Origin of the sequence: Rhodococcus sp. OK611, assembly GCF_003050885.1 — a bacterium.
GTDB lineage: Bacteria > Actinomycetota > Actinomycetes > Mycobacteriales > Mycobacteriaceae > Rhodococcus_G > Rhodococcus_G oryzae.
This window is the reverse complement of record NZ_QAOZ01000001.1, coordinates 196,663-219,611: the sequence shown is the minus strand read 5'-3', so window position 1 is coordinate 219,611 and position 22,949 is coordinate 196,663. Positions and strand designations below refer to the sequence as shown.

The 22,949-nt window shown below is 68.8% G+C and carries 15 protein-coding genes; 3 read left to right on the top strand and 12 right to left on the bottom strand.

The genetic code is table 11. From position 1 onward, the window contains the following. The first annotated feature begins 3 nt into the window (after positions 1–3). Genes C8K38_RS00790 through C8K38_RS00780 form a run of 3 tightly spaced genes read left to right on the top strand, consistent with a single transcriptional unit; the run spans position 4 to position 2,707 of the window. Positions 4–822, top strand: coding sequence for an SCO1664 family protein (locus tag C8K38_RS00790; protein ID WP_097209791.1), 819 nt, complete (start codon positions 4–6; stop codon positions 820–822). 48 nt (positions 823–870) lie between these two features. Further along, a complete protein-coding gene (mshC, locus tag C8K38_RS00785; RefSeq protein WP_097209790.1) occupies positions 871–2,112 on the top strand; it encodes a cysteine--1-D-myo-inosityl 2-amino-2-deoxy-alpha-D-glucopyranoside ligase in 1,242 nt (413 codons plus the stop codon). A 34-nt stretch (positions 2,113–2,146) separates the two neighbouring features. Further along, the gene (locus tag C8K38_RS00780; protein WP_097209789.1) at positions 2,147–2,707 is read left to right on the top strand and encodes a sugar O-acetyltransferase; all 561 of its coding nucleotides are present in this window, start codon (positions 2,147–2,149) and stop codon (positions 2,705–2,707) included. Here the strand turns inward: C8K38_RS00780 and C8K38_RS00775 are convergent. The 12 genes from C8K38_RS00775 to C8K38_RS00720 form a co-directional block, all read right to left on the bottom strand. Further along, entirely contained in the window at positions 2,691–3,863 is a 1,173-nt protein-coding gene (locus tag C8K38_RS00775) for a TIGR02679 family protein (protein ID WP_181320851.1), read from the bottom strand. The genes C8K38_RS00780 and C8K38_RS00775 overlap by 17 nt on opposite strands. 29 nt (positions 3,864–3,892) lie before the next feature. Continuing rightward, the gene (locus tag C8K38_RS00770) at positions 3,893–8,065 is read right to left on the bottom strand and encodes a TIGR02680 family protein (RefSeq protein ID WP_097209787.1); all 4,173 of its coding nucleotides are present in this window, start codon (positions 8,063–8,065) and stop codon (positions 3,893–3,895) included. Between the two features lie 21 nt (positions 8,066–8,086). Further along, on the bottom strand, positions 8,087–9,523 hold the full coding sequence (locus C8K38_RS00765; RefSeq protein WP_097209786.1) for a TIGR02678 family protein: 1,437 nt from the start codon (positions 9,521–9,523) through the stop codon (positions 8,087–8,089). Beyond that, on the bottom strand, positions 9,520–11,040 hold the full coding sequence (locus C8K38_RS00760; protein ID WP_097209785.1) for a TIGR02677 family protein: 1,521 nt from the start codon (positions 11,038–11,040) through the stop codon (positions 9,520–9,522). The genes C8K38_RS00765 and C8K38_RS00760 overlap by 4 nt, the downstream gene beginning before the upstream one ends. Positions 11,041–11,183: 143 nt before the next feature. Beyond that, entirely contained in the window at positions 11,184–11,897 is a 714-nt protein-coding gene (locus C8K38_RS00755; protein ID WP_097209784.1) for an MspA family porin, read from the bottom strand. A 138-nt stretch (positions 11,898–12,035) separates the two neighbouring features. After that, entirely contained in the window at positions 12,036–12,770 is a 735-nt protein-coding gene (gene narI / locus C8K38_RS00750) for a respiratory nitrate reductase subunit gamma (RefSeq protein WP_097209783.1), read from the bottom strand. After that, positions 12,767–13,465 (bottom strand): nitrate reductase molybdenum cofactor assembly chaperone, encoded by a 699-nt coding sequence (gene narJ, locus C8K38_RS00745; protein WP_097209782.1) that lies wholly within the window; start codon positions 13,463–13,465, stop codon positions 12,767–12,769. Before narJ ends, narI begins: the two co-directional genes overlap by 4 nt. Continuing rightward, positions 13,465–15,132, bottom strand: a complete 1,668-nt coding sequence (gene narH, locus C8K38_RS00740; RefSeq protein ID WP_257016960.1) for a nitrate reductase subunit beta — start codon at positions 15,130–15,132, stop codon at positions 13,465–13,467. Before narH ends, narJ begins: the two co-directional genes overlap by 1 nt. Then, positions 15,132–18,845, bottom strand: coding sequence for a nitrate reductase subunit alpha (locus C8K38_RS00735; RefSeq protein ID WP_097209780.1), 3,714 nt, complete (start codon positions 18,843–18,845; stop codon positions 15,132–15,134). Before C8K38_RS00735 ends, narH begins: the two co-directional genes overlap by 1 nt. 78 nt (positions 18,846–18,923) lie before the next feature. Continuing rightward, entirely contained in the window at positions 18,924–19,265 is a 342-nt protein-coding gene (locus C8K38_RS00730) for a Rieske (2Fe-2S) protein (protein WP_097209779.1), read from the bottom strand. Beyond that, positions 19,262–21,739 carry a nitrite reductase large subunit NirB gene (gene nirB / locus C8K38_RS00725; protein ID WP_097209778.1) on the bottom strand — a complete coding sequence of 826 codons (2,478 nt, stop codon included), beginning with the start codon at positions 21,737–21,739 and terminating at the stop codon, positions 19,262–19,264. Before nirB ends, C8K38_RS00730 begins: the two co-directional genes overlap by 4 nt. Before the next feature lie 273 nt (positions 21,740–22,012). Beyond that, on the bottom strand, positions 22,013–22,909 hold the full coding sequence (locus tag C8K38_RS00720; protein WP_027501842.1) for a PAC2 family protein: 897 nt from the start codon (positions 22,907–22,909) through the stop codon (positions 22,013–22,015). Positions 22,910–22,949: the final 40 nt, after the last annotated feature.

Here is a 22,949-nt window from a genome sequence, read left to right as displayed (position 1 = left end):
CCGTTGACCGCCGACCACGTCCTGGACGAGGAGTCCGAGTTGCTGCACACCGGCGAACTGTCAGTGCTGGGTCGGATCGTCAGCGCCAGCAACGCCACACTGGTCTGTGAGGCCACGACGAACGGGCAGAGCGTCCGCTGCGTCTACAAGCCGATCCGCGGTGAGCGGCCGCTGTGGGACTTTCCCGACGGCACCCTCGCCGGCCGCGAGGTCGCGTCCTACCTGATCTCCGAGGCGCTCGGCTGGGGCGTGATCCCGGAGACGATCCTGCGGGACGGGCCGTACGGCCCCGGCATGGTGCAGCGCTGGGTGGAGACCCCGGAACCGACCGGCGAGTTGGGTGAGCGGATGGCGCTGGTCGACATCTGCCCGCCGGATCAGGTGCCTGCCGGTTGGTTCGAGGTGCTCCTCGCGTACGACGGCGACGGCGAGCAGGTGGCGCTGGTGCACGCCGACGACCCCCGTCTGCAGCGGATGGCCGTGCTCGACGTCCTGCTCAACAACGCGGACCGCAAGGGCGGTCATGCGCTGGAGGGGATCGACGGTTCGGTGTACGGCGTCGACCACGGCATCTGCCTGCACAGCGAGGACAAGCTGCGCACCGTGTTGTGGGGTTGGGCCGGTCAGCCGGTAACCGGCGCACTGCTCGTCGACGTCGAGGCCCTCGCCGAGCGCCTGCGGGGCCCGCTGGCCGACCGACTGCGCCAGCACATCACCCGCGACGAGGTCGACGCGCTGGTGGCTCGGACCGAGGGCATGCTGGCGGACCCGGTGATGCCGCTGCCCGGGGACCACCGGCCGATCCCGTGGCCCGCGTTCTAGCGGGAACGCGTTCCGGGCGACTTCTGACCCTCCGATAGGCTCGTCCGTATGCAGTCCTGGTCCGACACAGCCGTTCCCTCCGTTCCCGGTCAGGGGCCGCCGCTGCGGCTCTTCGACACCGCGGACCGCCGGGTCCGGCCCGTCACCCCGGGCGAGACCGCCACCATGTACGTGTGCGGGATCACCCCCTACGACGCCACGCACCTCGGGCACGCGGCCACCTACCTGACGTTCGACCTCGTCAATCGCCTCTGGCGCGACGGCGGGCACGACGTGCACTACGTGCAGAACGTGACCGACGTCGACGACCCGCTCTTCGAGCGCGCTGCCCGTGACGGCGAGGACTGGGTGGTGCTCGGCATGCGGGAGACGGCGCTGTTCCGCGAGGACATGGAGGCGCTGCGGGTGCTGCCGCCCCGCGACTACATCGGCGCCGTGGAATCGGTGAACGAGGTCGTCGAGATGGTCGAGAAACTGCTCGCCGCGGGCGCCGCGTACGTGGTCGACGACGAGGAGTACCCCGACGTCTACTTCCGGGCGAACGCCACCGAGCAGTTCGGCTACGAGTCCGGGTACGACCGCGACACCATGGAATGGTTCTTCGCCGAGCGCGGGGGAGATCCCGAGCGGGCCGGGAAGCAGGACCGGCTCGATGCGCTGGTCTGGCGCGCCGAGCGACCGGGCGAGCCGTCCTGGCCGTCGCCGTTCGGTCCGGGCAGGCCGGGCTGGCACATCGAGTGCTCCGCGATCGCGCTGAACCGGATCGGCTCGGGCTTCGACGTGCAGGGTGGCGGCAGCGATCTGATCTTCCCGCACCACGAGTTCTCGGCCGCGCACGCCGAATCGCTTGTGCTGGACCGTCGATTCGCGCGGCACTACGTGCACACCGGGATGATCGGCCTCGACGGCGAGAAGATGTCGAAGAGCCGCGGCAATCTGGTGTTCGTGTCGAAGCTGCGCGGCGAGGGCGTCGATCCGATGGCGATCAGGCTGGGCTTGCTGTCCGGGCACTACCGCACCGACCGGGCCTGGACGGGCGACGTGCTCGCCGAGGCCGAGAAGCGTCTCGCGCTGTGGCGTCGAGCCGCCGCGCTGGGGTCGGCGCAGTCCGCGGACGACACCATCGCCCGGCTGCGTCAGCATCTGGCGGACGACCTGGACACCCCGAAGGCGATCGACGCCGTGGACGCCTGGGCCCGGTGGGCCGTGGACCACGGCGGCTCGGACGCCTCGGCGCCCGGCGCGCTCGCGGACGCCGTCGACGGACTGCTCGGGGTCTCGCTGCGCTGACCGGCACCCCGTGCCGTCGGCTAGGGTCGGCGTCATGGGGGAACAACGAGATCGAATGCTGCGTGGCGAGCTCTATCGCGACAGCGACGCCGACCTGGTCGCGGAGCGGAAGGCCTGCCAGCGCCTGCTCGATCAGTTCAATGCCACTGGGGCCGATGAGGATTCGCTGAGGTTCGACCTGCTCACGCGGCTCCTGGGCTCGATCGGCGAGGGGTCCTGGATCATGCCGCGATTCCAGTGCGACTACGGATCGCTGATCACGATCGGCTCGAACAGCTTCCTGAACTACGACGCCATCCTGATGGACTGCGCGCCGATCACGATCGGGAACGACGTGTCGATCGGCCCCCGTGCCCAGCTGCTCACCGCGTTGCACCCGATGGAGGACCACGAGGCGCGGCGGCAGCGGTGGGAGTCGGCCGCGCCGGTCGTGATCGGCGACAACGTCTGGCTGGGCGGTGGAGTGATCGTCTGTCCCGGCGTGAGCATCGGGGACGACACGGTGATCGGCGCGGGCTCCGTGGTGACCAAGGACGTGCCGCCGCGGGTGTTCGCGGCAGGCAACCCCTGCCGTGTGATCAGGGAGCTCCCCTGACCGAAAGGTCCTTGAGCAGTTCGGGAATGATGCGCTCCTCCATGACGGCTGTCCCCTCGTCGAGCATCGCCACGGAGAGATCCGGGTCCCACGGTGACGGGCAGGGGCGATCCTTGTCCTTGAATTTCTCCGACATGCCCCTGCCCAGTGCCTCGCGATAGGTTGCGGCATCCATCAGCCACGGTGTCGCGCGGTACCGCTTCATCGCGTCCGCTGTCGTGCGGATTCCGGTCCAATCGAAGTCGCCCCGCCAGTGGATGGGTCCGGGCACCGCGTCCAGCAGGCGTCGTGCCGCGGCAGATGGCAGGCCCTGGGTGCAGATCATCGCAGGCGCGCGCGAACCCAGGGATCGTCCCACAGCGGCGAGGACTGCCGGATTCTCACAGACGTAGACCGGTGCGCCGGTGAGTTTCACCGAATGGCGGATCAGATGGTCGAGCGTGACAACGAATGGCTCACCCGCATCGGCACACGCGTTCATCCACCGTCCGACAAAGTGGTCGTCGCGGGAACGCAGGCCCAGGCCGATCACCTGACTTGAAAGGGTGTCCGGGGCGACGCCGTTCGACTCCCATAGTGCCCGCCTCTGCTCGGCGGAATCTGGATAGGGCTCAGCACTTTCCGTCGCGAGCGCGCGAAGCACCAGGCCCTCGATCGGACCCTTGCTCAGCGCCTTGGTGTTGCCGGTCGCGGCCTCGGCAAGTTCGGTCAGCGAGATACCGGCAGCGGGGAGTCGGGTGAGCACTCGAGCGGCGTCGAGCAACACCCGTGTCTGGGCATACCGGGTGAGGGCGCCGCGCTTTCGGAGCCATTCGAGCCACGGTTCGTAAGCGCCGTCACCCAGGATGTCGCGCACCTCGCGTTCGGCCTTGTCCCGATATGCCTCGGACTCCGCCCTGTCCAGTTTCAGGTTGCGCAACGGGGCCAACGTGTCGAGGAGCGAACGTCCACCATTGAGTGGTCGGCGCAACCATTCATCGAGTTCCACGAGCTCGACTTTGAAGGTCTTCGAGCGTTGCGGACGACCCCCACGGATCGCGGGGAAAAGCTGGTAGAGATTCGGTGCGTCCGGGGAGGCATGGACATTGATCGGCCCCTCCACCCGCAGCCAGTTTCCCTCCAGGCTCTTTCGCGCCGCGCCGAGCAGTACCTCCAACTCGGGCGTTCCTTCCCAGCGACCCATGCTCACACCTCCGCGAACTGCAGGCTGCCCTCTGCCGACGTGAGGACCCGGCGCCGCAGCGGCGACCCGAGCGCGGCCGCGAGGTCGCTGCCGTCGTGCTCGGCGAGCAGCTCACCGTCGGCCCACACCAACAGGGCGGCGCTCACGGTCTGCTCCGCGGTCGAATGAGCCAGGTCGTAGTGCGCGCATCCCGGCACCCCGGCATAGGTCACCCACAGGTCGTATCCGGTCATGAACAGGTCCAGATCGAACTGCACACTGAGGCCGAGCAATTCGCTGCGGCCGTTGTCGTCGACTCCGGCGAACGCCTCGTCGAGGCCGAGCAGTCGTGGCGAGTGCGGGTCCGCCGAGGACAGCATCACGTGTGCGGCCGCGAACAGCGGCAGGTGCAGCGACACCGACTGCTCGCCGCCCGAGAGGGCCCCGTGCCGAGCCACCGTGAGCCGATCCTCGCTGCCGTCGCCTCCGATGAGCGTGAAGGAGAAGACGCGCCATCGACGGTAATCGAGCGCGCCCTCGAGGATCTCAGGGTAGGAGCGCTCCGGATGCGCAGCTCGTGCAATCCGGATCTGTGTCGCGAAATGCGCTCGCATGGTGGCAAGTTCATCGGGGCCGAGCGCCGAGGCATCGCGGTCGAGCAGCTTCGAGATCGCCCTCGAGCTCTCGTCGAGGTTGTCGGCCAGCACCCAGTGCACTCCGATGGTGTTGCCGGAGGACATACGGCGTTCGCGCATCTCGGCGCTCATCTGTGCGATCAGGTCACGGGCGTCGACCGTGCGCTCGTGGATCTGCTGCGCCAGACCGGTCAGCAGGGCGTCTTCGAGAATTCGCCGTTCCGCCTCGGTGAGCAGCAGCTCCTGATCTTGTCGGGCCTGGCGGATCCGGGCCGCGAACTCGCCGATCGACGAGTGGCCCTGGTCGTCCTGCACCTGAACGGTGGTCACCCCGTCGGGTGCGTCCCATTGCAGGCGATAGTCCTGGCCCGCGGAGGCGAGTTGAGCGTCGAAGTCCTGCAGGGCGGCGGTGAGCGCAGTCCGCGTCGACTTTCCCGCGCTCTCGGTCACCCGCACCGATTCCGTCGCGCCGGACATCGCGCGATAGAGGGCGTCGACCTCCGGGGGCAGCACCGCGCCGCGCTCACCCGGATTCCCCTCGATCGTGTACAGCAACTGATCCGTGCTGAGCCAGGCCGCGTCGCTGGCCGGCCACGAGTGGCCGCCGGAGACCCCGAGGAGTTCGAGGAGGTCGCGCCGGGCGTACGGGGCCAGACGGTCGGCGTCCGAACGACTCTCGGTGAGGGCGCTCCGGAGTGCCTCTACGGCGGTGTTGTACGCGCCCTCGGCCTTGCCGATCTGTTCGACCGCGGACTCGTGCGCCTTTCGTGCCGCCCGTTGCTCGCCGGTGCAGGCCTCGATCCGTGCCCGAGCCCGCTCGAGGTCTGCGTCGATCTGTTCCGTCGAGGCTCCGAGTGCGTCGCGCAACGTGGCCAGGCGCTGGATCTGCTGAGCCAGCTTCTCCTGGGCGACTGCGGTCTCCTCGGCGAACTCCTCGGCGACGTCGCGGGCCTCTGAGTGCCGGTCGTCCGCTTCGCACTGGTGCTCGAGCTCCTTCTCCCGATCCCGCCTACAGCGCAGTACCAGGTCACCCTGTTTCTCGAAGTGCCGGATTGCCGCGGCCAGCGAATCGAGGTCCCGTGCCTGATTCGGGGTGCGGTGCGAGACCGCGGTTGCCCGCAGCTGTTTCTCCTTGGTGCTCAGGTCCGCGATGGCCTGGTCGAGTTCGCGTTGGGAAGCGGCCGCCGCCTCGGAGCGGGTCCGCCGCGCGCCCGCCGCAACGGCAACCGCGCGGAGTGCGCTGTGCACGGCCGCGGTGCGCGGCAAGGACTTCGCGGCCGCTGCCAGCGAGGCGAGCAGCTCGCTCGCCGCCAGCTGCGCGGCGCGTGCGGTGTCCTCGGCGTGGCGGTTCTGATCCAGCGCGGCGTCGATCTCGGCGAGGCGCTGCTGCCTGCGGCGTGCGCGGGCGGTCGCGCCGATGTACTCCGCCTCGGGTTTGACGTGCCTGCCCTGCTGCACACCCTGCCAGAACCGGCCGTCCACCCCGACCGCGACGCCCGTCCCGGGTGCCGCCGCGTCGCGTCGCAGCGCGATCGAGGACAGCAATGTGGCAACCCTGTCCTCGGGGACGCCCGCCTCGGGTTCGACGAGCAACACGTCCGCGAGGGTCGGACCGGACGGTCGTTGATTCTTGGCGAGGGCGGAGAGGTACTGCTCCGACTCCGCATCCGGCGGGGTGCCGTCGCCGCCGTATACCCAGCCGTCGAGCAGGTTCGCGGCCTGTAGAGCAGCTTCCACGCCCGCCGCTTCGGCTTCGTCGACGTTGTCGGCGAAGCGCACCAGGCGCCACAACGGCGCCCCCACCAGGCCCTCGCGGGAGCCGGTGCGCGCCGCGAATCCGGGTGGCGCGTCGTCACGTTCGGCGGAGATCCGGGTCCTGGCCTCGGTCAGTTCGGCGATGATCGCGGCTGCCTGCTCGGCCTCGATCTCCGACTGCCTGCGGTGGGAGCGGACTGTCTCGATCTGATCCTCGGTGTGCTCGCTCAGCACCGTGGCAAACCCGGAGGCGTCGTCGTCCCCGATTTCCGCGACAGTGTCGTTCAGCGCGACGAACAGGTCGCTGTTCACGCCAATCGACGCGTACAGGCGGGAGTTCGCAGTCCACCACGAGCGGACCGCGGCGGCGCATTCGCTGCGCGCCAGTGCGGCCGCGGCCTCCGCCTCGGACACCGCGGCGGTCGCGGACTCGAGCAGCTCGCGTCCACGGTCCGCAGCGTGCTGTGCCCGCTCCCGCTCGGTCTGTGCCTTCTCGACTGTGGCCACCGCGGCCCGCACGGTCCGCACGTCGCCGTCACGCTCCTCGGCGTGTCCGCGCACGGCGGCGGTGATCTGATCGGCCCGTGCGGTGGCGGGCAGCGGAGTCCACGCGATCCCGGCATCCTCTGCGGCGGACTGCAATTCGTCCTCCGACCTGGCGAGGGTCTCCAACGTCCTGGTGACCGCGGCGGCGGACTTCGCGGCGTCGTCGGCGCGTTGCTCGAGGCTGGCCTGCGCCTTCTGTGCCTTGTCGGACTGCTTGTCGGTGGACTGTTTGAGTTCGGCGACGACCGCGGCGAGGTCGTCGAGTTGTTGCTTGCCGGTGTAGGCGTTGGACTGCTCGAGCGCATCCTTCTCTGCCTTGGCCATGTCCAGTTCGTGCTCGGCGGCCTCGTACCGTGCCTGTGCCGAGACCCGATCCTTCCGCCGCTGCTCCTGTAGACCGGCAGCCTCGGACAGCGTGAGGACGCCCTGGTCGACCGCCTCGAGCCGCCTCGACACCTGCTCGATGTCCGCTCGGGCTTGCTGGCGGAGGTACTTGGTGTACACGGTGACGAAGCCCTGTGCGGCCTGGTCCGCGGCGGCCAGACCCTCGAGCGCGCGACCGACCTCTTCCATGTCACTGAACGAGCGCGCTGCCTCGAGCACCAACTGGGAATCGAGGGGGCGCAGACCGTCGGTGAGGGCCTGCGACAGTCCCTTCGGGTCGAGGTTCTTCGCCAGCTGCGGCCGGCGCAGGGTGAGGATCAGGTTGATCAGCTGGTCGTAGCGTTCGGCGCCGAGGCCGAAGAGCCGGGCATCGATCGCGGCCCGATAGTCGGTGGGCCGGTCGGTGATCGCGTCGGTGCCGATCTGATCGGCGAGCTGCCGCTTGGTCAGCGGGCGGTCGTCGTCGCCGAGCAGGGAGAAATCGACGCCCACCCGCCCGTCCGCGACGAAATGCCACCGGGTGACCTTGTCGTTCTGCCGGGTGGCGCGCATCCCGATGCCGACGGTGACCGCCTCGGGGTCCGCCTGGGATCCGCGAGCGAACTCCATCCAGACGTAGGAGTGCGCGCTGTCCTGACCGCGGTAGAGCAGGTTCGACTTCATGGTGCGCTCTTCGCCCGCGAACGGGTTCAGCCGCCGCGGTTCGATGCGACCGTCGAGCACGAACGGGAAGAGCACCTCGAGCGCCTTGGTCTTGCCGGAACCGTTGGGCCCGCGCAGGACCAGGCGGCCGTCGGCGAAGGAGAACTCCTGGTCCCGGTAGTCCCAGAGGTTGATGATCCCGGCCCGGGTCGGGCGAAAGCGCGCGCTTGCCATGCGAATTCTGCCTCTACTTCTCTACTGGTCACTGGGGACGGGTTCGGACGGGGGCTGGGGGGCCAGGACCGGAGCCTGCACGGCGACCGACTCGGGGTCGTCTGCAAACAGTTGCGGCTGGCCGGCCCGGTCGCGGATGTTCACGACGACGCCGCGATAGCGCGCCAGCGCGGGCAGCGCCAGCACGCCGCCGGACGTGCGCCGCACCAACCGCTGCTTGTCCAGCACCGCAACGGCCTCATGCCTCAGTCCGTCGTGGTCGGCCTGCCACTGCGCCGCGAAGGTTCTGCCGTAGCGACGAATCAGGTCCTCGACCGTGTGCCGGATCCAGCTGTCCTCGATCAACGGGAACAACTCGGTTGCGCCGCCCTCCGCAACCGGGATCTCGGCGGTGCGCTCGGCGAGCCCGTGGAAGATGCCTCCTGCGGGAATGGCGCTGTCGAGCTGCGCGATGAGGTCGCTCGTCCGCGCCTCGGGCACGGGCATCCGCACGAGCTGGACCGCATCGGGGTCGAGCACCCGATCGGCGATCTCGCCGGCCAGGAGCAGGGCCACCTGGGCGACGGTTCCCGTGCTGGGGAAGCGAAGGTCCGACATGCGACCGGAGGTGTCGATCAGTGCGATGCCCTCGGCCCGCCGCTCGGCGACAAGGCCGGTCAGTGCCTCGACGTCCGCCGCGGTCCTTGGCAGTGCCAGCTGCAGACGTTCGTCGTCGTCGAGTTGGTCCGCGTAGACCACGGGGCGCTCCACCAACGAACGGCGCACGCGCCTCGCCGTCTCCCGTAGGTCCGTGGACCGGTCGGGTGAGTACCCGTCCTCGTCGGCCGCCTGGGCCTCCGATCCCGACAGCAGGCCCCTGATCGAGGTCAGGTGCTGGAGTGCGCGCGGCGGCCGGAACAGCGCGACAACGACGGAGCGGTCGATGTCGTACAGCGCCTCACCCGCGCTGGGGTTGGCGGCCCAGCCGCCGGCGTCCCCGTCCGCGAGCGTGATGGCGTCCCTGGCCGCCAGCCAGCCGACAGCGTCGACGAACGCGTCGCGGTCGGCAGACCGCTCGGTGGACAGGTCGACACCGTCGACCTGGGCCGCGTCGGCGGCGACGTGGTCCGCCAGCTCCGACAGGGTGATCTGGTTTCCGGCCCGCCCCAGCGCCGCGAGGCACAGCGCGAGGTAGGCGTAGCGGTGCCGGTCGAAGGTTCGGTCGTTGGTGGTCCTGGCCGCGGCCGTCGGGTCGAGCCGGTCGGCCACCGTGAACAGCCGCGCTGTGGTCTCGGTGACCTCGAGCCGGTAGCCGAACAGTTCGAGGAGGTCCTCACGCAGTTCGGTGGCCCATCGGCGGAGCAGCGGAAGCGCGATCCGGTCCGGATAGCTTTGCGTGACAAGGTGATTCGACAGGATTATCCGGGCGGCCCGCTGATAGGAGTCGAGGGCCAGCGGCGGGATCTCGCGCGCTCTCACTGCACGCTCACCTGCAGCCGGTCGAGGTGCAGCCTGCCACGGGCGGTCTCCACCGTGGTCGACACGTCGTGCGGGCGCAGCGTCAACCGGACCCCGTTCTCCGCACCGGTCGAGCTGTTGACCCGACCGCTCACCGGCACCCGCGCGGTCAGCGCGGCGTTGAGCAGGCTCAACAGCACCTCCGTCTCCTGCTCGTCGAGGACCCGGTCGTAAACCCCGCCGGCGGCCAGCGACTTGGCCGCGGTGGCTCGGGCCCGCTGCCCGGCGAGCTGTGCGTCACGCAGGCGGCGGACGCTGGCGTCGTTGCGCTGGACGCGTCCGGGCAGTCCGGGCGACGGCGTGCGGCCGGTCTCGGCAAGGGTGCGGGAGATCTCCACCGGAGGGGCCTCCCACCAGGATCGAGACTCGGGGATGACGTCGGCGTCGGGGTGCAGCATCGACAGGTGCCGCGGCCTGCCGAGGTCGAACACGACCTGGTACAGCGCGTGCGCCGCGTCCTCGGTCGGTGCCGCGGCGAACCAGCCTGCCAGGTGCCGCAGCTGGCTTTCCCGGCTCACCCCGCCCCTGCGGGTCTCGGTGACGCGGCGCAGCAGCGAGAGCACCGCGGCGATGGCGCTCATGGTGCCCTCCCGCAGCCGGTCCGATTCGCTGACCCCCGCTTCGGTGACGAACCAGTGTTTGAGGCCCGACCACCGGGATCTCCAGTCTTCCTCGCGCTCGCCGAGGGCCAGGAAAACCCGCTCGTCGCTGGTGGCGGCCCGGGCGATGAGAGGGTCGATGCCGGTCTCCTCGACGGCCGCGATCGCCTCCGCGAGCTTCGGCGCGTAGCGGGCGAGGTCGGAACTGAACTCACGCATGTGGGTCAGCAGTGCGTCCTTGTGCGCGAGGAACGATTCGGGGGTGATCTCGGTGGTGCGCACCAGGTCACCGAGGGTGAGGTAGAACTGGGCCGCCCTGGTCGCCATGTCCGACAACGTGGCATCGAGCCGACTGAGTTTGCGGTAGATCAGGTCGCTGTCCGCGGCCCGGTTCGCCTCGGCCAGTTCCCGCATGTCCGCCAGTAGGTCGGGCAGCGCGAGGCGGGAGAGCGCGGAGTCCTCCAGCCGGGCCCCGAGCACGTCCTCGACCGCCCGGAAAGCCAGGTAGCCGGCCTGGCTGAACTGGTAGACGAAGTGCCGGTTGCGGTATTCCGCGAGGGTGGCCGCCCGGCTGCCATCGTAGCTGCGTTCGAGCACACCCCACAGGTGCAGTTGCTCGAGCAGCGGCGTGATCTCGTCGGCGGCGAGCCGCCCGCCGGCACCGCCCGCCTGGTCGTCGCCCGCGATCCTGCCGAGGATCTCGGCGATCTCGCCCGCGTGCAGCAGCACGACATAGTTCGCCCTTGCATGGTCGAACGCCCGCAGTACCCACAGGTACTCTGCGCGCTTCTCCGCGTTCGTGAACGCGAACAACCGCAGTCGGTCGTCGCGCGCGAACGCGTCGCGCTGGCCCGCGCTGGACGTTCCGGAATCACTCATCGTGAACAGGGTAGGGGAGCGGTCGGACGGCACCTAGCGGGCATTGGGATCGGCGTTTCGCGGCCGACCGCCCGGTGCGCAGCACGAGGGCCGGGGGACGCGACCCCGCGTCCCCCGGCCCTCGTGCTGCGCTGTGTCCGGACCTACAGCGGCACCGGCGCGCCGTAGGTCATCGCGATGTCACCGGACGCCGTCTCGACCCGGGCGTAGGGGCGGAGCGTGACCTGTCCGAGGGCCCCCGAGATACTGCCGTGCACACCCGCGAGCCGGATCCTGGCCCCCGGGCCGTCGAACTCCTTCTCGCTGACCAGCGGGACATCGGTGATGCCGCCGGGTTCGAGGTCGACGATCAGGTTCTGCTGCGGGATGATGTCACCGGCCAACATCGCGCGGTTCTCGTCCGCGATGGCCAGCTCGGCCGGATCTCCGCCGGGTAGGACGCCTCCCAGGACGAAGCCGTCCGTGTGCTCGAGCTCGAAGCCGAGGCCTGGGGTGTTCAGCTGCACCGACGCGCCCGTGAGCGCGACCGGGTAACCGATCTGGTAGCCGAAGGACAGCTTGGTGCCGGTGAAACTGGCTGCCGTGGGGCCGTCGATGGTGACCTGCGCGTAGCCGTTGTGGAAGAACTCCCGGCTCAGCGGTGAGCTGTCGAGTGGCGGGACGGCATTGATGAAGGTGTCACCCTGTGAGACTTCGACGCGATTACCCGCGCCGTCGATGAGGCTGTTCGCATTGTTGACCACTGCCGCCGAGGTGCCGTTGCCCAGAACCATCCCGACGGCCGCAACCGCGGCGATCGCTGCCGCTCGACGGGGCCCGGTTCCGCGGCGGCGCCGAGGTCCACGAATTCCTGCCATGAATCCACATCCGTTCGGTCGAGTTTTCCGATCACGTACTTGCGATTGGCTCAAATCAACACAGATCCCCGATGCTTCTCGAACGCTAGTTGATCTGTGACGATGCCGCGCCATTTTCGGCGGTGTGGCGGTGAGTGTTCACGCGCGGTTCTGGTTTGCCGTCTCCCATGCCTTGTCGTAGCGGTTGCCGCCGGGCCGCTTGACGTCCTTGCTCCGGTAGACCACGTACGGCCGGCCCAGGTATCCGATCGGCGCGCTGAACACGTGCACCAGGCGGGTGTACGGCCAGATCGCCAGGAGCGCCAGCACCGTCAGCCCGTGCAGCTGGAAGCTGAGCGGTACACCGACCATCAGGCCCGGCTGCGGGTTCAGCGTGAACAGGCTGCGGAACCAGGGCGAGACCGTCGAGCGGTAGTCGTAGTCGCCCAGGATCAGGTTCTCGCCGAGGGTGTTGAACATCCCCGTCGCGATGACGGCGATGAACAGCACGTACATGATCTTGTCGCTGGTGCTGCTGGACTGACGCACGGCAGGAACACTGATCCGCCGGTACACGAGAATGGACAGGCCTGCGACGGTGGCGATTCCCGCAGGCACACCCAACCCGACCGCGAGCAGGTGATAGGTGTGATCGGAGATGCCAAGCGCTTCCGTCCAACTGGCCGGGATCAAGACGCCACCGATGTGCCCCGCGAGCACGGCAAGGATGCCGAAGTGGAACAGCGGGCTGCCCAGGCGCAGCAAACGGCTCTCGTACATCTGGGAGGAGCGGGTGGTCCAGCCGAACTGGTCCTTGCGGTAGCGCCAGACATGCCCCACCACGAATGAGGTGAGGGCGATATAGGGCAGGGTCAGCCACATCAGCGTGGTCACCGTCGTTCTCCCATCTCGGGGTGCAATGCGGGGTCGAGCGCGTAGGTGTCGAGACCCACCGCTTCCTCGGGTGGCCCCTCGGATGCCATCTTCGCCACCTTCTGCCGGTCGTCGGTGTCGAGCTCCGGCAGGGTCGCGCAGACCGCGTCCAGGACGGGAGCGAAGGGGGAATCGCTGTCGCGCAGCGACAGTCGGAGCACCTCGACCACGGCGCGGTGGTCGACAAGCAGCCGCCAGCCGCGCGCGGCATCGGTCGTCGCCGCGAATTCGAGTACCACGGGCAGGAAGTCGGGCAGCTCGTGGTCGCCCAGCGTCACGCCGCCGTTGCGGTAGGCGTTCTTGAAGCGCAGCAGCGCCATTCCGCGATTGCGGGTGTCGCCGTACGCGTAGTAGGACAGGTGCAGACTGCTGCGCCTGCGCAGGTCGAAGGTCTCGACGTACAGCGAGGACAACTCGATCCGGGGCGTGCGCTGCATGAAGTCCACGCACGCAGCCAGGTCGGCGCCCGGCTGCCCCGGCACGGTCTCGGCCGCCGCGCGCAGTTCGCCGAGCATCCCCAGCGTCTGCTCCGTCGGGTAGTCCAGCAGGAGGGCGGCGATCCGCCACACGACCCGTTGGTCCCGCTCGGACAACGTCGCCTCCGCCCCTGGCCGGAACTTGTTGGACACCTTGCGGCGCAATCCGAGCGCGACCATCAGGCGCCGTCCGATCCCGGAGTCGGGATGCCCGCGCCCGGCCCGGTGCCGAAACCCGCCGCGGCCGGGATCAGACCCCTCGTGCTCTTGCCGTCCCAGTTGAGCAGGTTGATCCGGCCGGACTTGTTGTCCGGGGCCGCACCGGAATTGGTGTCGACGGCCTGCTCGGTGAGATGGAACTTGTCGGCCATCACGTCGAACGCGGTCATGCCCGGCCCGCCGTCGCCCTCGAGGCTGCACCCGGTGGCGAGCGCGTCGAGCCGGTGGGCGTCCGAGCCCGCCCCGTTCGGGATGACGTACCGGTCCTCGTACTTCGCGATGGCGAGCAGGCGGTACATCGACTCCAGTTCGGTCTCGGTCAACCGGACCGCGTTCGCGACCTCGGGCCGCGTCGGCTCGCCCAGGTTGACCCGGCGCATGTGCGCGCGCATCGCCGCCAAACGCTGCAGGGAGGCGCGCACGGGCCCGATCTCGCCCGCCGTGAAGAGTTCGGCCAGGTACTCGACCGGGATGCGGAGCGAGTCGATGGCGCCGAACAGATTGTCGGCCTCCTCGCCGTCGTGGCCGGTGTCCGAGAGGGCCTCGACCATCGGCGAGAGCGGCGGGATGTACCAGACCATCGGCATGGTGCGGTATTCCGGGTGCAGGGGCAGCGCCACCTGATAGTCGACGATCAGCTTGTAGACCGGGGAGTTCTGCGCGGCCTCGATGAACTCGGCGGAGATGCCCGCCCGCTCGGCCTCGGCGACCACCCTCGGGTCGTGGGGGTTGAGGAACACGCCCAGCTGGGATGGGTAGAGATCCTTGTCATCGGTGACCGAGGCGGCCTCCAGCACCGCGTCGGCGTCGTAGAGCATCACGCCGATGTACCGCAGCCGGCCTACGCACGTCTCCGAACAGATGGTCGGGATGCCGACCTCGATCCGGGGGTAGCAGAACGTGCACTTCTCCGCTTTGCCGGTCTTGTGGTTGAAGTAGATCTTCTTGTAGGGGCAGCCGGTGACGCACTGCCGCCAGCCGCGGCACTTGTCCTGGTCGACGAGCACGATGCCGTCCTCGGAGCGCTTGTAGATCGCTCCTGACGGGCACGACGCCGCGCAGGCCGGGTTCAGGCAGTGCTCGCAGATGCGGGGCAGATAGAACATGAACGTCTGCTCGAACTCGAGCTTGACCTTGGTGGAGACCTTGGCAAGCAACGGATCCTTGCCGACCTGCTCGGGTCCGCTGCCGAGGTCGTCGTCCCAGTTGGCACCCCAGGTGACCTTGGTGTCCTCGCCGGTGAGCAGCGACTTCGGGCGTGCGACCGGGACCGTGTCCATGGCGGGCGAGGCCAGCAGGTTCTCGTAGTCGTAGGTCCACGGCTCGTAATAGTCCGAGACAGTCGGCAGGTCGGGATTGGCGAAGATGTTGAGCAGGCGCTTGAGTCGGGAGCCGGTGCGCAGCGTGAGCTGGCCGCGCTTGTTGAGCGTCCAGCCGCCCTTCCACTTCTCCTGGTCCTGGTACTGCCTCGGATAGCCCTGGCCGGGGCGGGTTTCCACATTGTTGAACCAGGCGTACTCGACGCCGCCACGGTTGGTCCAGGCCTGCTTGCACGTGACGCTGCAGGTGTGGCAGCCGATGCACTTGTCCAGGTTCATCACCATGGCCATCTGCGCCATAACTCTCATCAGTACGTCACTTCCTGGTCGCGGCGGCGGATCGTGGTGACCTCGTCGCGCTGATTGCCGGTCGGGCCGTGGTAGTTCATCGCGAAGGACTGCTGGGCGTAGCCGCCGATCAGGTGCGAGGGTTTGATCATCAGCCGGGTCAGCGCGTTGTGGATACCGCCGCGCTTCCCGGTGCGCTCGGTGCGCGGCACGTCCACCGCGCGATCCTGGGCGTGGTACATGAAGACGGTGCCCTCGGGCATCCGGTGGCTGACGATGGCGCGGGCGACGACGATGCCGTTCCGGTTGCTCGCCTCGATCCAGTCGTTGTCCGCCACACCGATCTTGGCCGCGTCCACGTCGGACATCCAGATGGACTGGCCGCCGCGCGAGAGCGTGAGCATGTGCAGGTTGTCCTGGTACGCCGAGTGGATCGACCACTTCGAGTGCGGGGTGAGGTACCGGACGGTGACGGTGCCGCCGACCCCGTTTCCGTGGGTCTCGCCGACCGCGGGCTCGCTGAACAGCGCCGTCATGTCGAGCGGCGGACGGAAGATCGGCAGCTGTTCACCGAGCTCGGCCATCCAGTCGTGGTCGAGGTAGAAGTGCTGCCTGCCGGTGAGGGTGTGCCAGGGCTTGAGCCGCTCGGTGTTGATGGTGAACGGCGAGTACCGCCTGCCGCCGGTCTCCGACCCCGACCATTCCGGCGAGGTGATCACCGGCACCGGCCGGGCCTGGGTGTCCGCGAAACGGATTCGGGTGCCCTCGTTCTCGGCGGCCAGGTCGACCAGCTCGGTCCCGGTGCGCTCCTGCAGGTGCTCGAAGCCCTGGGTGGCCAGCCGTCCGTTGGTGGTGCCCGACAGCGCGAGGATCGCCTCGCAGGCGTGCTTGTCCTTTGCCAGCGAGGGACGCCCGGCCGCGACGCCGGTCTGCACCGTTCCGTTCACACCGCGCAGGTACTCGACCTCCTCGGTGGGATGGGTGGTGACTCCCTTGGTGGTGAGGCCGAGCTCCTCGACCAGCGGTCCGAGCGCGCTGAGCTTCTCCGCGATCGCCGAGTAGTCCCGCTCGACGACGACGATCTTCGGCATCGTCTTGCCCGGGATCGGCTCGCATTCACCGCGTTTCCAGTCCAGCACCCGGCCGCCGGGCTGAGCGGTGGCGTCGTTGGTGTCGTGGATCAGCGGCATCGCGACGATGTCGCGCCTGGTGCCGAGGTGCTTCTCGGCCAGCCAGCTGAAGCCGCGGGCGATGCGGTGGAACGCCTCGAAGTCGGTCTTGGTCTCCCAGGGCGGGGAGATCGCGGGGGAGAAGGCGTGCACGAACGGGTGCATGTCCGTGCTGGACAGGTCGTGCTTCTCGTACCAGGTGGCGGCTGGCAGCACGACGTCGGAGAACAGCGTGGTGCTCGTCATCCGGAAGTCCAGCGTGGTGAGCAGGTCGAGCTTTCCGGCGGGGGCCTCGTCCCGCCAGATCAGCTCCTCGGGCCGAATGCCCTCGGAATCGCGGGCATTGAGGTTCGAATCGGCTCCGAGCAGGTGCTTGAGGAAGTACTCGTTGCCCTTCGCGGACGAGCCGAGCAGGTTCGAGCGCCACACCGTGAGGCAGCGCGGGAAGTTCTCGGGCGCATCCGGGTCCTCGACGGCGAACTGCAGGTGACCGGTCTTGAGGCCGTCCACCACGTGCTCGGCCGCGCTCTTGCCCAGCCGGTCCGCCTCGTCCGCCAGGTCGAGGGGATTGCGGTTGAAGGTCGGGTAGCTCGGCATCCAACCGAGGCGGGTGGCGAGGGCGATGTTGTCCGCCGCGGTGCGGCCCGCGAACGTGCCGTTCGCCAGCGGTGAGGACATCACCTCGGCGGTGAAGGGGTCGTAGCGCCACTGGTCGGTGGCCAGGTACCAGAAGATCGTGCCCTGCATCTGCCTGGCGGGCCGGGACCAGTCCGAGCCGAATGCGAGTGTCGCCCAACCTGTGACCGGGCGGCACTTCTCCTGCCCGACGTAGTGGGCCCAGCCGCCGCCGTTGACGCCCTGACAGCCGGTGAGCATGGTCAGGGTGAGGAAGGACCGGTAGATCTGGTCGGAGTGGAACCAGTGGTTGGTGCCCGCGCCCATCAGGATCATCGACCGGCCGCCTGAGCGGTCGGCGTTGTCGGCGAACTCGCGGGCGACGCGCGCCGCGGCGGCAGCCGAGACGCCGGTGATGCCCTCCTGCCACGCCGGGGTGTACGGCTCCTCGGTGTCGTCGTAGCCGGCGGGCCAGGTTCCGGGGAGGTCCGGACGTCCGACGCCGTACTGGGCGAGCATGAGGTCGAACACGGTGGTCACGCGCTTGCCCGCCACCATCCGGGTGGGCACACCGCGGCGCAGCACCCCCGGGGTGGAGGTGTCGTAGCGCGGAAAGTCCACGGCGACAGCGTTGGCCGCCATCTCCTGGTCCTCGTGCATGGTCATCAGCGGGTCGACGCCGTGCAGATCGAGGTTCCAGTGGCCCTTGCCGGATTCGGTGAACCGGTGGCCAAGCGAGCCGCCGGGGACGATTGTTTCACCGGTCTCCGCGTTCAGCAGCACCGTCTTGTGCTCGGCGCCCTCCTCGGAGTCACCGAGATCGGCTGCGGTGAGGAACTTTCCGGGCACGTACCCGTCGCCCCGCTCGTCCAGCGTGATCAGGTACGGCAGGTCGGTGTACTTCTTGACGTACTCGGTGAACCGTTCGGTGTTCTTCTCGACGAAGAACTCCTTGAGGATCACGTGACCCATCGCCATCGCGAGGGCGCCGTCGGTGCCAGGCCGCGCCGGCAGCCACTGGTCAGCGAACTTCGTGTTGTCGGCGTAATCGGGCGAGACCACGACGACCTTCTGGCCGCGGTAGCGGGCCTCGGTCATGTAGTGGGCGTCCGGGGTTCGGGTGACCGGGACGTTCGAGCCCCACATGATCAGGTAACCGGCGTCGAACCAGTCGGCCGATTCGGGCACGTCGGTCTGGTCGCCGAACACCTGCGGCGAGGCCTCGGGGAGGTCGGCGTACCAGTCGTAGAAGGACAGCATCGCGCCGCCGATCAGCGAGATGAACCGGGTGCCGACCGCGTGGCTGACCATCGACATGGCCGGGATCGGCGAGAACCCGGCGACGCGGTCGGGACCGTACTTCTTGATCGTGTGCACGTGCGCGGCCGCCACGATCTCGGCGGCCTCCCACCACTCGGCGCGGACGAATCCGCCCTTGCCTCGGGCTGACTTGTAGCGCTTGGACTTCTCGGGGTCGGACGCGATGTCCTCCCACGCGAGCACGGGATCCTTGAGGCGTTCCTTGGCGTCGCGGTACATCTCGAGCAGCACACCGCGCACGTACGGGTAGCGCACCCGCGCGGGCGAGTAGGTGTACCAGGAGAACGACGCGCCGCGGGGGCAGCCGCGCGGCTCGTACTCGGGCTTGTCCGGGCCGATCGAGGGGTAGTCGGTCTGCTGGGCCTCCCAGGTGATGATCCCGTCCTTGACGTAGATCTTCCAGGAGCAGGAACCGGTGCAGTTCACGCCGTGCGTCGACCGTACGACCTTGTCGTAGGACATTCGATCGCGGTAGAACTCGTCCGACGTGCGGCCGCCGATCTGGTAGAGCGTGCGCAGGTCCTCGGAGGCCTCGCCGCGCTGGAAGTGCTTGCCGAACTTGAGCAGTGAATCGGCGAGATCTGTTCCCGCGACTCCGGTTGTGCTGCCGGGCTTGGTTGAGCTTGGCATCGGTACCTCTCCGAGGATCTTCGGGCCCTGCCGCCGGCTGGGCCCCACTTGTTGAGCTGCGTCTTGTGTGCCAGGTGCCTAGATGTCGACCGTCACCATTCCGTCGACGACCCGGGCCGGGTAGGTCTGCGCCGCACCGACACCCTCCGAGGTGCACGCGCCCGTGTCGAAGGAGAACGCGTACTGGTGCAGCGGACACATCACGACGCCGCCGTCGATCTGCCCGTCGGCGAGCGGGCCGCCCTTGTGGGGGCACACCGCGTCCATCGCGCGGATCGTGCCGTCCGACAACAGGAACACCGCCAGCTGGAGCCCGTGGATGGCGTACGCCCTGCCCTCACCCGGGGTCAGGTCGGTGACCGCGCCGAGCGTCGTCGGCGTCGCGTCCTCGGGGCACTTCGGCGAATGCAGCGCGGTCATCGGACCGGCACCTGGGGGAGCGGGAGCAGCGGAAGCGACGGCACGAACTGCGCGGGCGACTTCGGTTCGGTGCGTTCCTGCCACGGGTCGCGGTACCCCGCGATCGCGATGGCCATGCGCTCGTCCAATCCGGCCACGGCCCCCTCCTCGTCGCGGATCAGTATGGCCTGCAAGTGTTCCAGTCCCACTCGTGGAACCCAGGCATATGTGCGTTCCAGCCACTTCGCGTCCTCGCGGTAGTACTGGATGAAGCGGCCTGCCACGTCGAGTACCGCGTCCGACGATTCGACTGTCGCGAGCAGATCACCCTTGCGGATGTGGGCCCCCGCCGCGCCGCCGACATAGATCTCCCACCGGTCCTCGCCCACCGACACCACGCCGAAGTCCTTGCACAGCGCCTCGGAGCAGTTCCGCGGGCACCCCGCGACCGCCAGCTTGAGCTTGGCGGGCGTCTCGAGCCCCTGGAACCGGTCCTCGAGCGCGATGCCCAGCGCGGTCGAATCGCCAAGACCGTACCGACAGAAGTCGCTGCCGACACAGGTTTTCACCGTGCGCATGCTCTTGCCGTAGGCGTAGCCCGACGGCATGTCCAGATCACCCCACACCTTGGGCAGGTCTTCCTTGCGGATCCCGAGCAGGTCGATGCGCTGGCCGCCGGTGACCTTCACCAGCGGAACCTGGTACTTGTCGGCGACATCGGCGATGCGGCGCAACTGGTCCGGGGTGGTCACCCCGCCCTTCATCTGCGGTACCACCGAGAAGGTGCCGTCCCGCTGGATGTTCGCGTGCACCCGGTCGTTGATGAAGAGGGCGCCGCGCTCGTCGACCCAGTCCGGTCCCCAGATGGTGCGCAGCAGCGAGGCCAGCGGCATCTTGGACCCCGCGTCCTCGGCGCCGTCGGCCGCGAGCGCCGTGAACACCTGGGAGACCGCGCGCAGGTCCTGCTCCCGGATCGCGGAGATCAGCTCGGCCTTGGTCATCGGGATGCACGGGACGTACCAGTCGGCGGACGGATCCGGCACCAGTGCGCCACCCGCCGCGCAGGCGACGATGTCGGCCACGAGCCCCTTGCAGGAGCCACAGCCCTTTCCTGCCCTGGTCTTCGCGATGACCTCGCCGAGCGAGGACGCCCCCGCGTGCACGCAGGACACGATGTCGCCCTTGCTGACCCCGTTGCAGTTGCAGACCTGGGTGTCGTCCGGCAGGTCGGCCGCGCTGGTCGCGGCGCCGCCGTCGGCGAGGTCGAACAGCAGGCTGAGGCGATCCTCGGGGAGCTCGATCTTGCCGTCGAAGGCCTGGGTCAGCATCCCGGCCTTGCCGACCTCGCCCATCAGGGTCGCCCCGATCAGCTTGCCGTCGCGCACCACGACGTTCTTGTAGGTGCCGTTGCGCGAATCGTAGAACTGGAGGAACTCGTCGTCGTCGAGTTCGGGGCCCTTGACGCCCATCGCCGCGACGTCGACGCCTGCGACCTTCAGCTTGGTGGTCGACCGCGAACCCTCGTAGGCGGCTTCGGGATTCGAGCCGGTGAGGTGCTCGGCCAGCACCACGGCCTGCTCCCACACCGGCGCGACGAGGCCGTACAGCTCGCCGCGGTGTTGCGCGCACTCGCCGACCGCGTACACCGAACCCTCGTCCTCGCAGCGCATCTGGTCGTCGACGACGATGCCGCGCTCGATCACCAGTCCGCCCGCGCGGGCCAGCTCGGTGTTCGGACGGATTCCGGCGGTGACGACGACCATGTCGGCGGCGAGGGAGCTGCCGTCGGTGAAGGCGACACCGGTCACCCGCCCCTGCTCGTCGCGCAGCACCGCGTCGGTCCGGACCGAGGTGTGCACACCCACGCCGAGCGCCTCGATCTTGGCGCGCAGCACCGATCCGCCGCGCTCGTCGAGCTGCTGGTTCATCAGGTGGCCGGGGGAGTGGACGACGTTCACCGTCAGCCCCTGGGTGCGCAGCCCGTAGGCCGCTTCGAGCCCGAGCAGGCCGCCGCCGATGACCACCGCCGAGACGTCGTCCTCCGCCTGTGCCATCTGCAGCATGCCGTTCGTGTCGGCGATGGTGCGGAATCCGAACACGCCCCGCGCGAGCCGTCCGTCGGTCTCGCGCAAGCCGTCCATGTTCGGGAAGAAGGTGTTGCTTCCGGTCGCGACGATCAGCACGTCGTAGTTGACCTCGCGGTCGCTCTCGCAGGTCACGGTCTTCGCGAAGCGGTCGAGCCGGATGGCGCGGTCGCCTGCGTACAGCGTCACGCCGTTCTCCCGGTACCAGCTCATCGGGTTGAGGATCAGGTCCTCGTCGTCGGTACTGGACTCGCCCGCCAGCACGTGCGAGAGCATGATCCGGTTGTAGTTGCCGTACGGCTCGTCGCCGATCATCGTGATGTCGAACTGGTCGCGGCCGCCTCTGGCGAGGATCTCCTCCACCGTGCGGGCGCCCGCCATTCCGTTGCCGATCACAACCAGTCGTCGCATCAGAGCACCACCTGTCCGAGGTCCGTGACGGCCCCGCCGGTGCACCTGTCCACGCTGCGCAGGTACCGCCGTGTGCTCGTCATGGATTCGAGGGTGCTGCGCTCCGGTGACGAAGTGGATGCGCAGAGGTTACGTGGGAATCAGGAAGTACTCACCGGGCGGATCGGGCACATGTCAGGACATGAATGACAGGCCTGTGATCTGGCGTGATCGGTCTCGCAGGCCGGTCCCGATCCCGCCGCAGAGGCTCCCGCCGACCGGGAGAGACGAATCTCACAGACCGCCGAAGCTGCCAGGTCCCCGCCTGCGCAGGTAGCGCTCGAACTCCGCCGCGATGGCATCGCCATCGATCTTGGAGATGACCTCCGAGATGTCGACCTCCGCATCGCCACGCTCCTCCAGCGAGCGCACGTACTCGGTGATCTCCTCGTCGTCCTTGGTCATCTCGGTGACCGACTGCTCCCACTCCTCGGCCTGGGCGGGCAGCTCGCCGAGCGGCACCTCCACGTCGAGCACCTCCTCCACCCGCTGCAGGAGCGCGACGGTGGCCTTCGGGTTCGGGGGCTGCGACACATAGTGGGGGACGGCGGCCCAGAACGAGATCGCGGGCACCCCGGCCTTGACGCATTCGTCCTGGAGCACCCCGGTGATCCCGGTCGGCCCCTCGTACCGGGTCTGTTCCAGGTTGAACCGCTCGGCCGACTCCGTGCTGTACGCCGTGCCGGTGACGGGCACCGGCCGGGTGTGCGGGGTGTCGGCGAGCAGGGCGCCGAGGATGACCACGGTGGTGACGCCGAGGTCCTCGATGATCTCGAGCAGGTCGTCGCAGAAACTGCGCCAGCGCATGTTCGGCTCGATGCCGCGCAGGATCAGCACGTCCCGTTCGCTGCCGGGGGGCGAGCACACCGAGACCCGGGTGGCGGGCCACTCGATCTCGCGGGTGACCCCGTCGACCTGGCGAACCGTCGGACGATTGACCTGGTAGTCGTAGTAGTCCTCGGAGTCGAGCTCGGCCAGCGGTCGTGCGTCCCAGATGAGTTCCAGGTGCTCGACGGCGCCGCTGGCGGCATCGCCCGCGTCGTTCCAGCCCTCGAAGGCGGCGACGAGGATGGGGTCACGCAGCGCGGGCGCGTCGTGCTCGGACGTGACTTCGGGTTCGCTTGGACTCACCCGACCAGCCTACGACCAGGGTCCTTCAAGGGGCCCACTA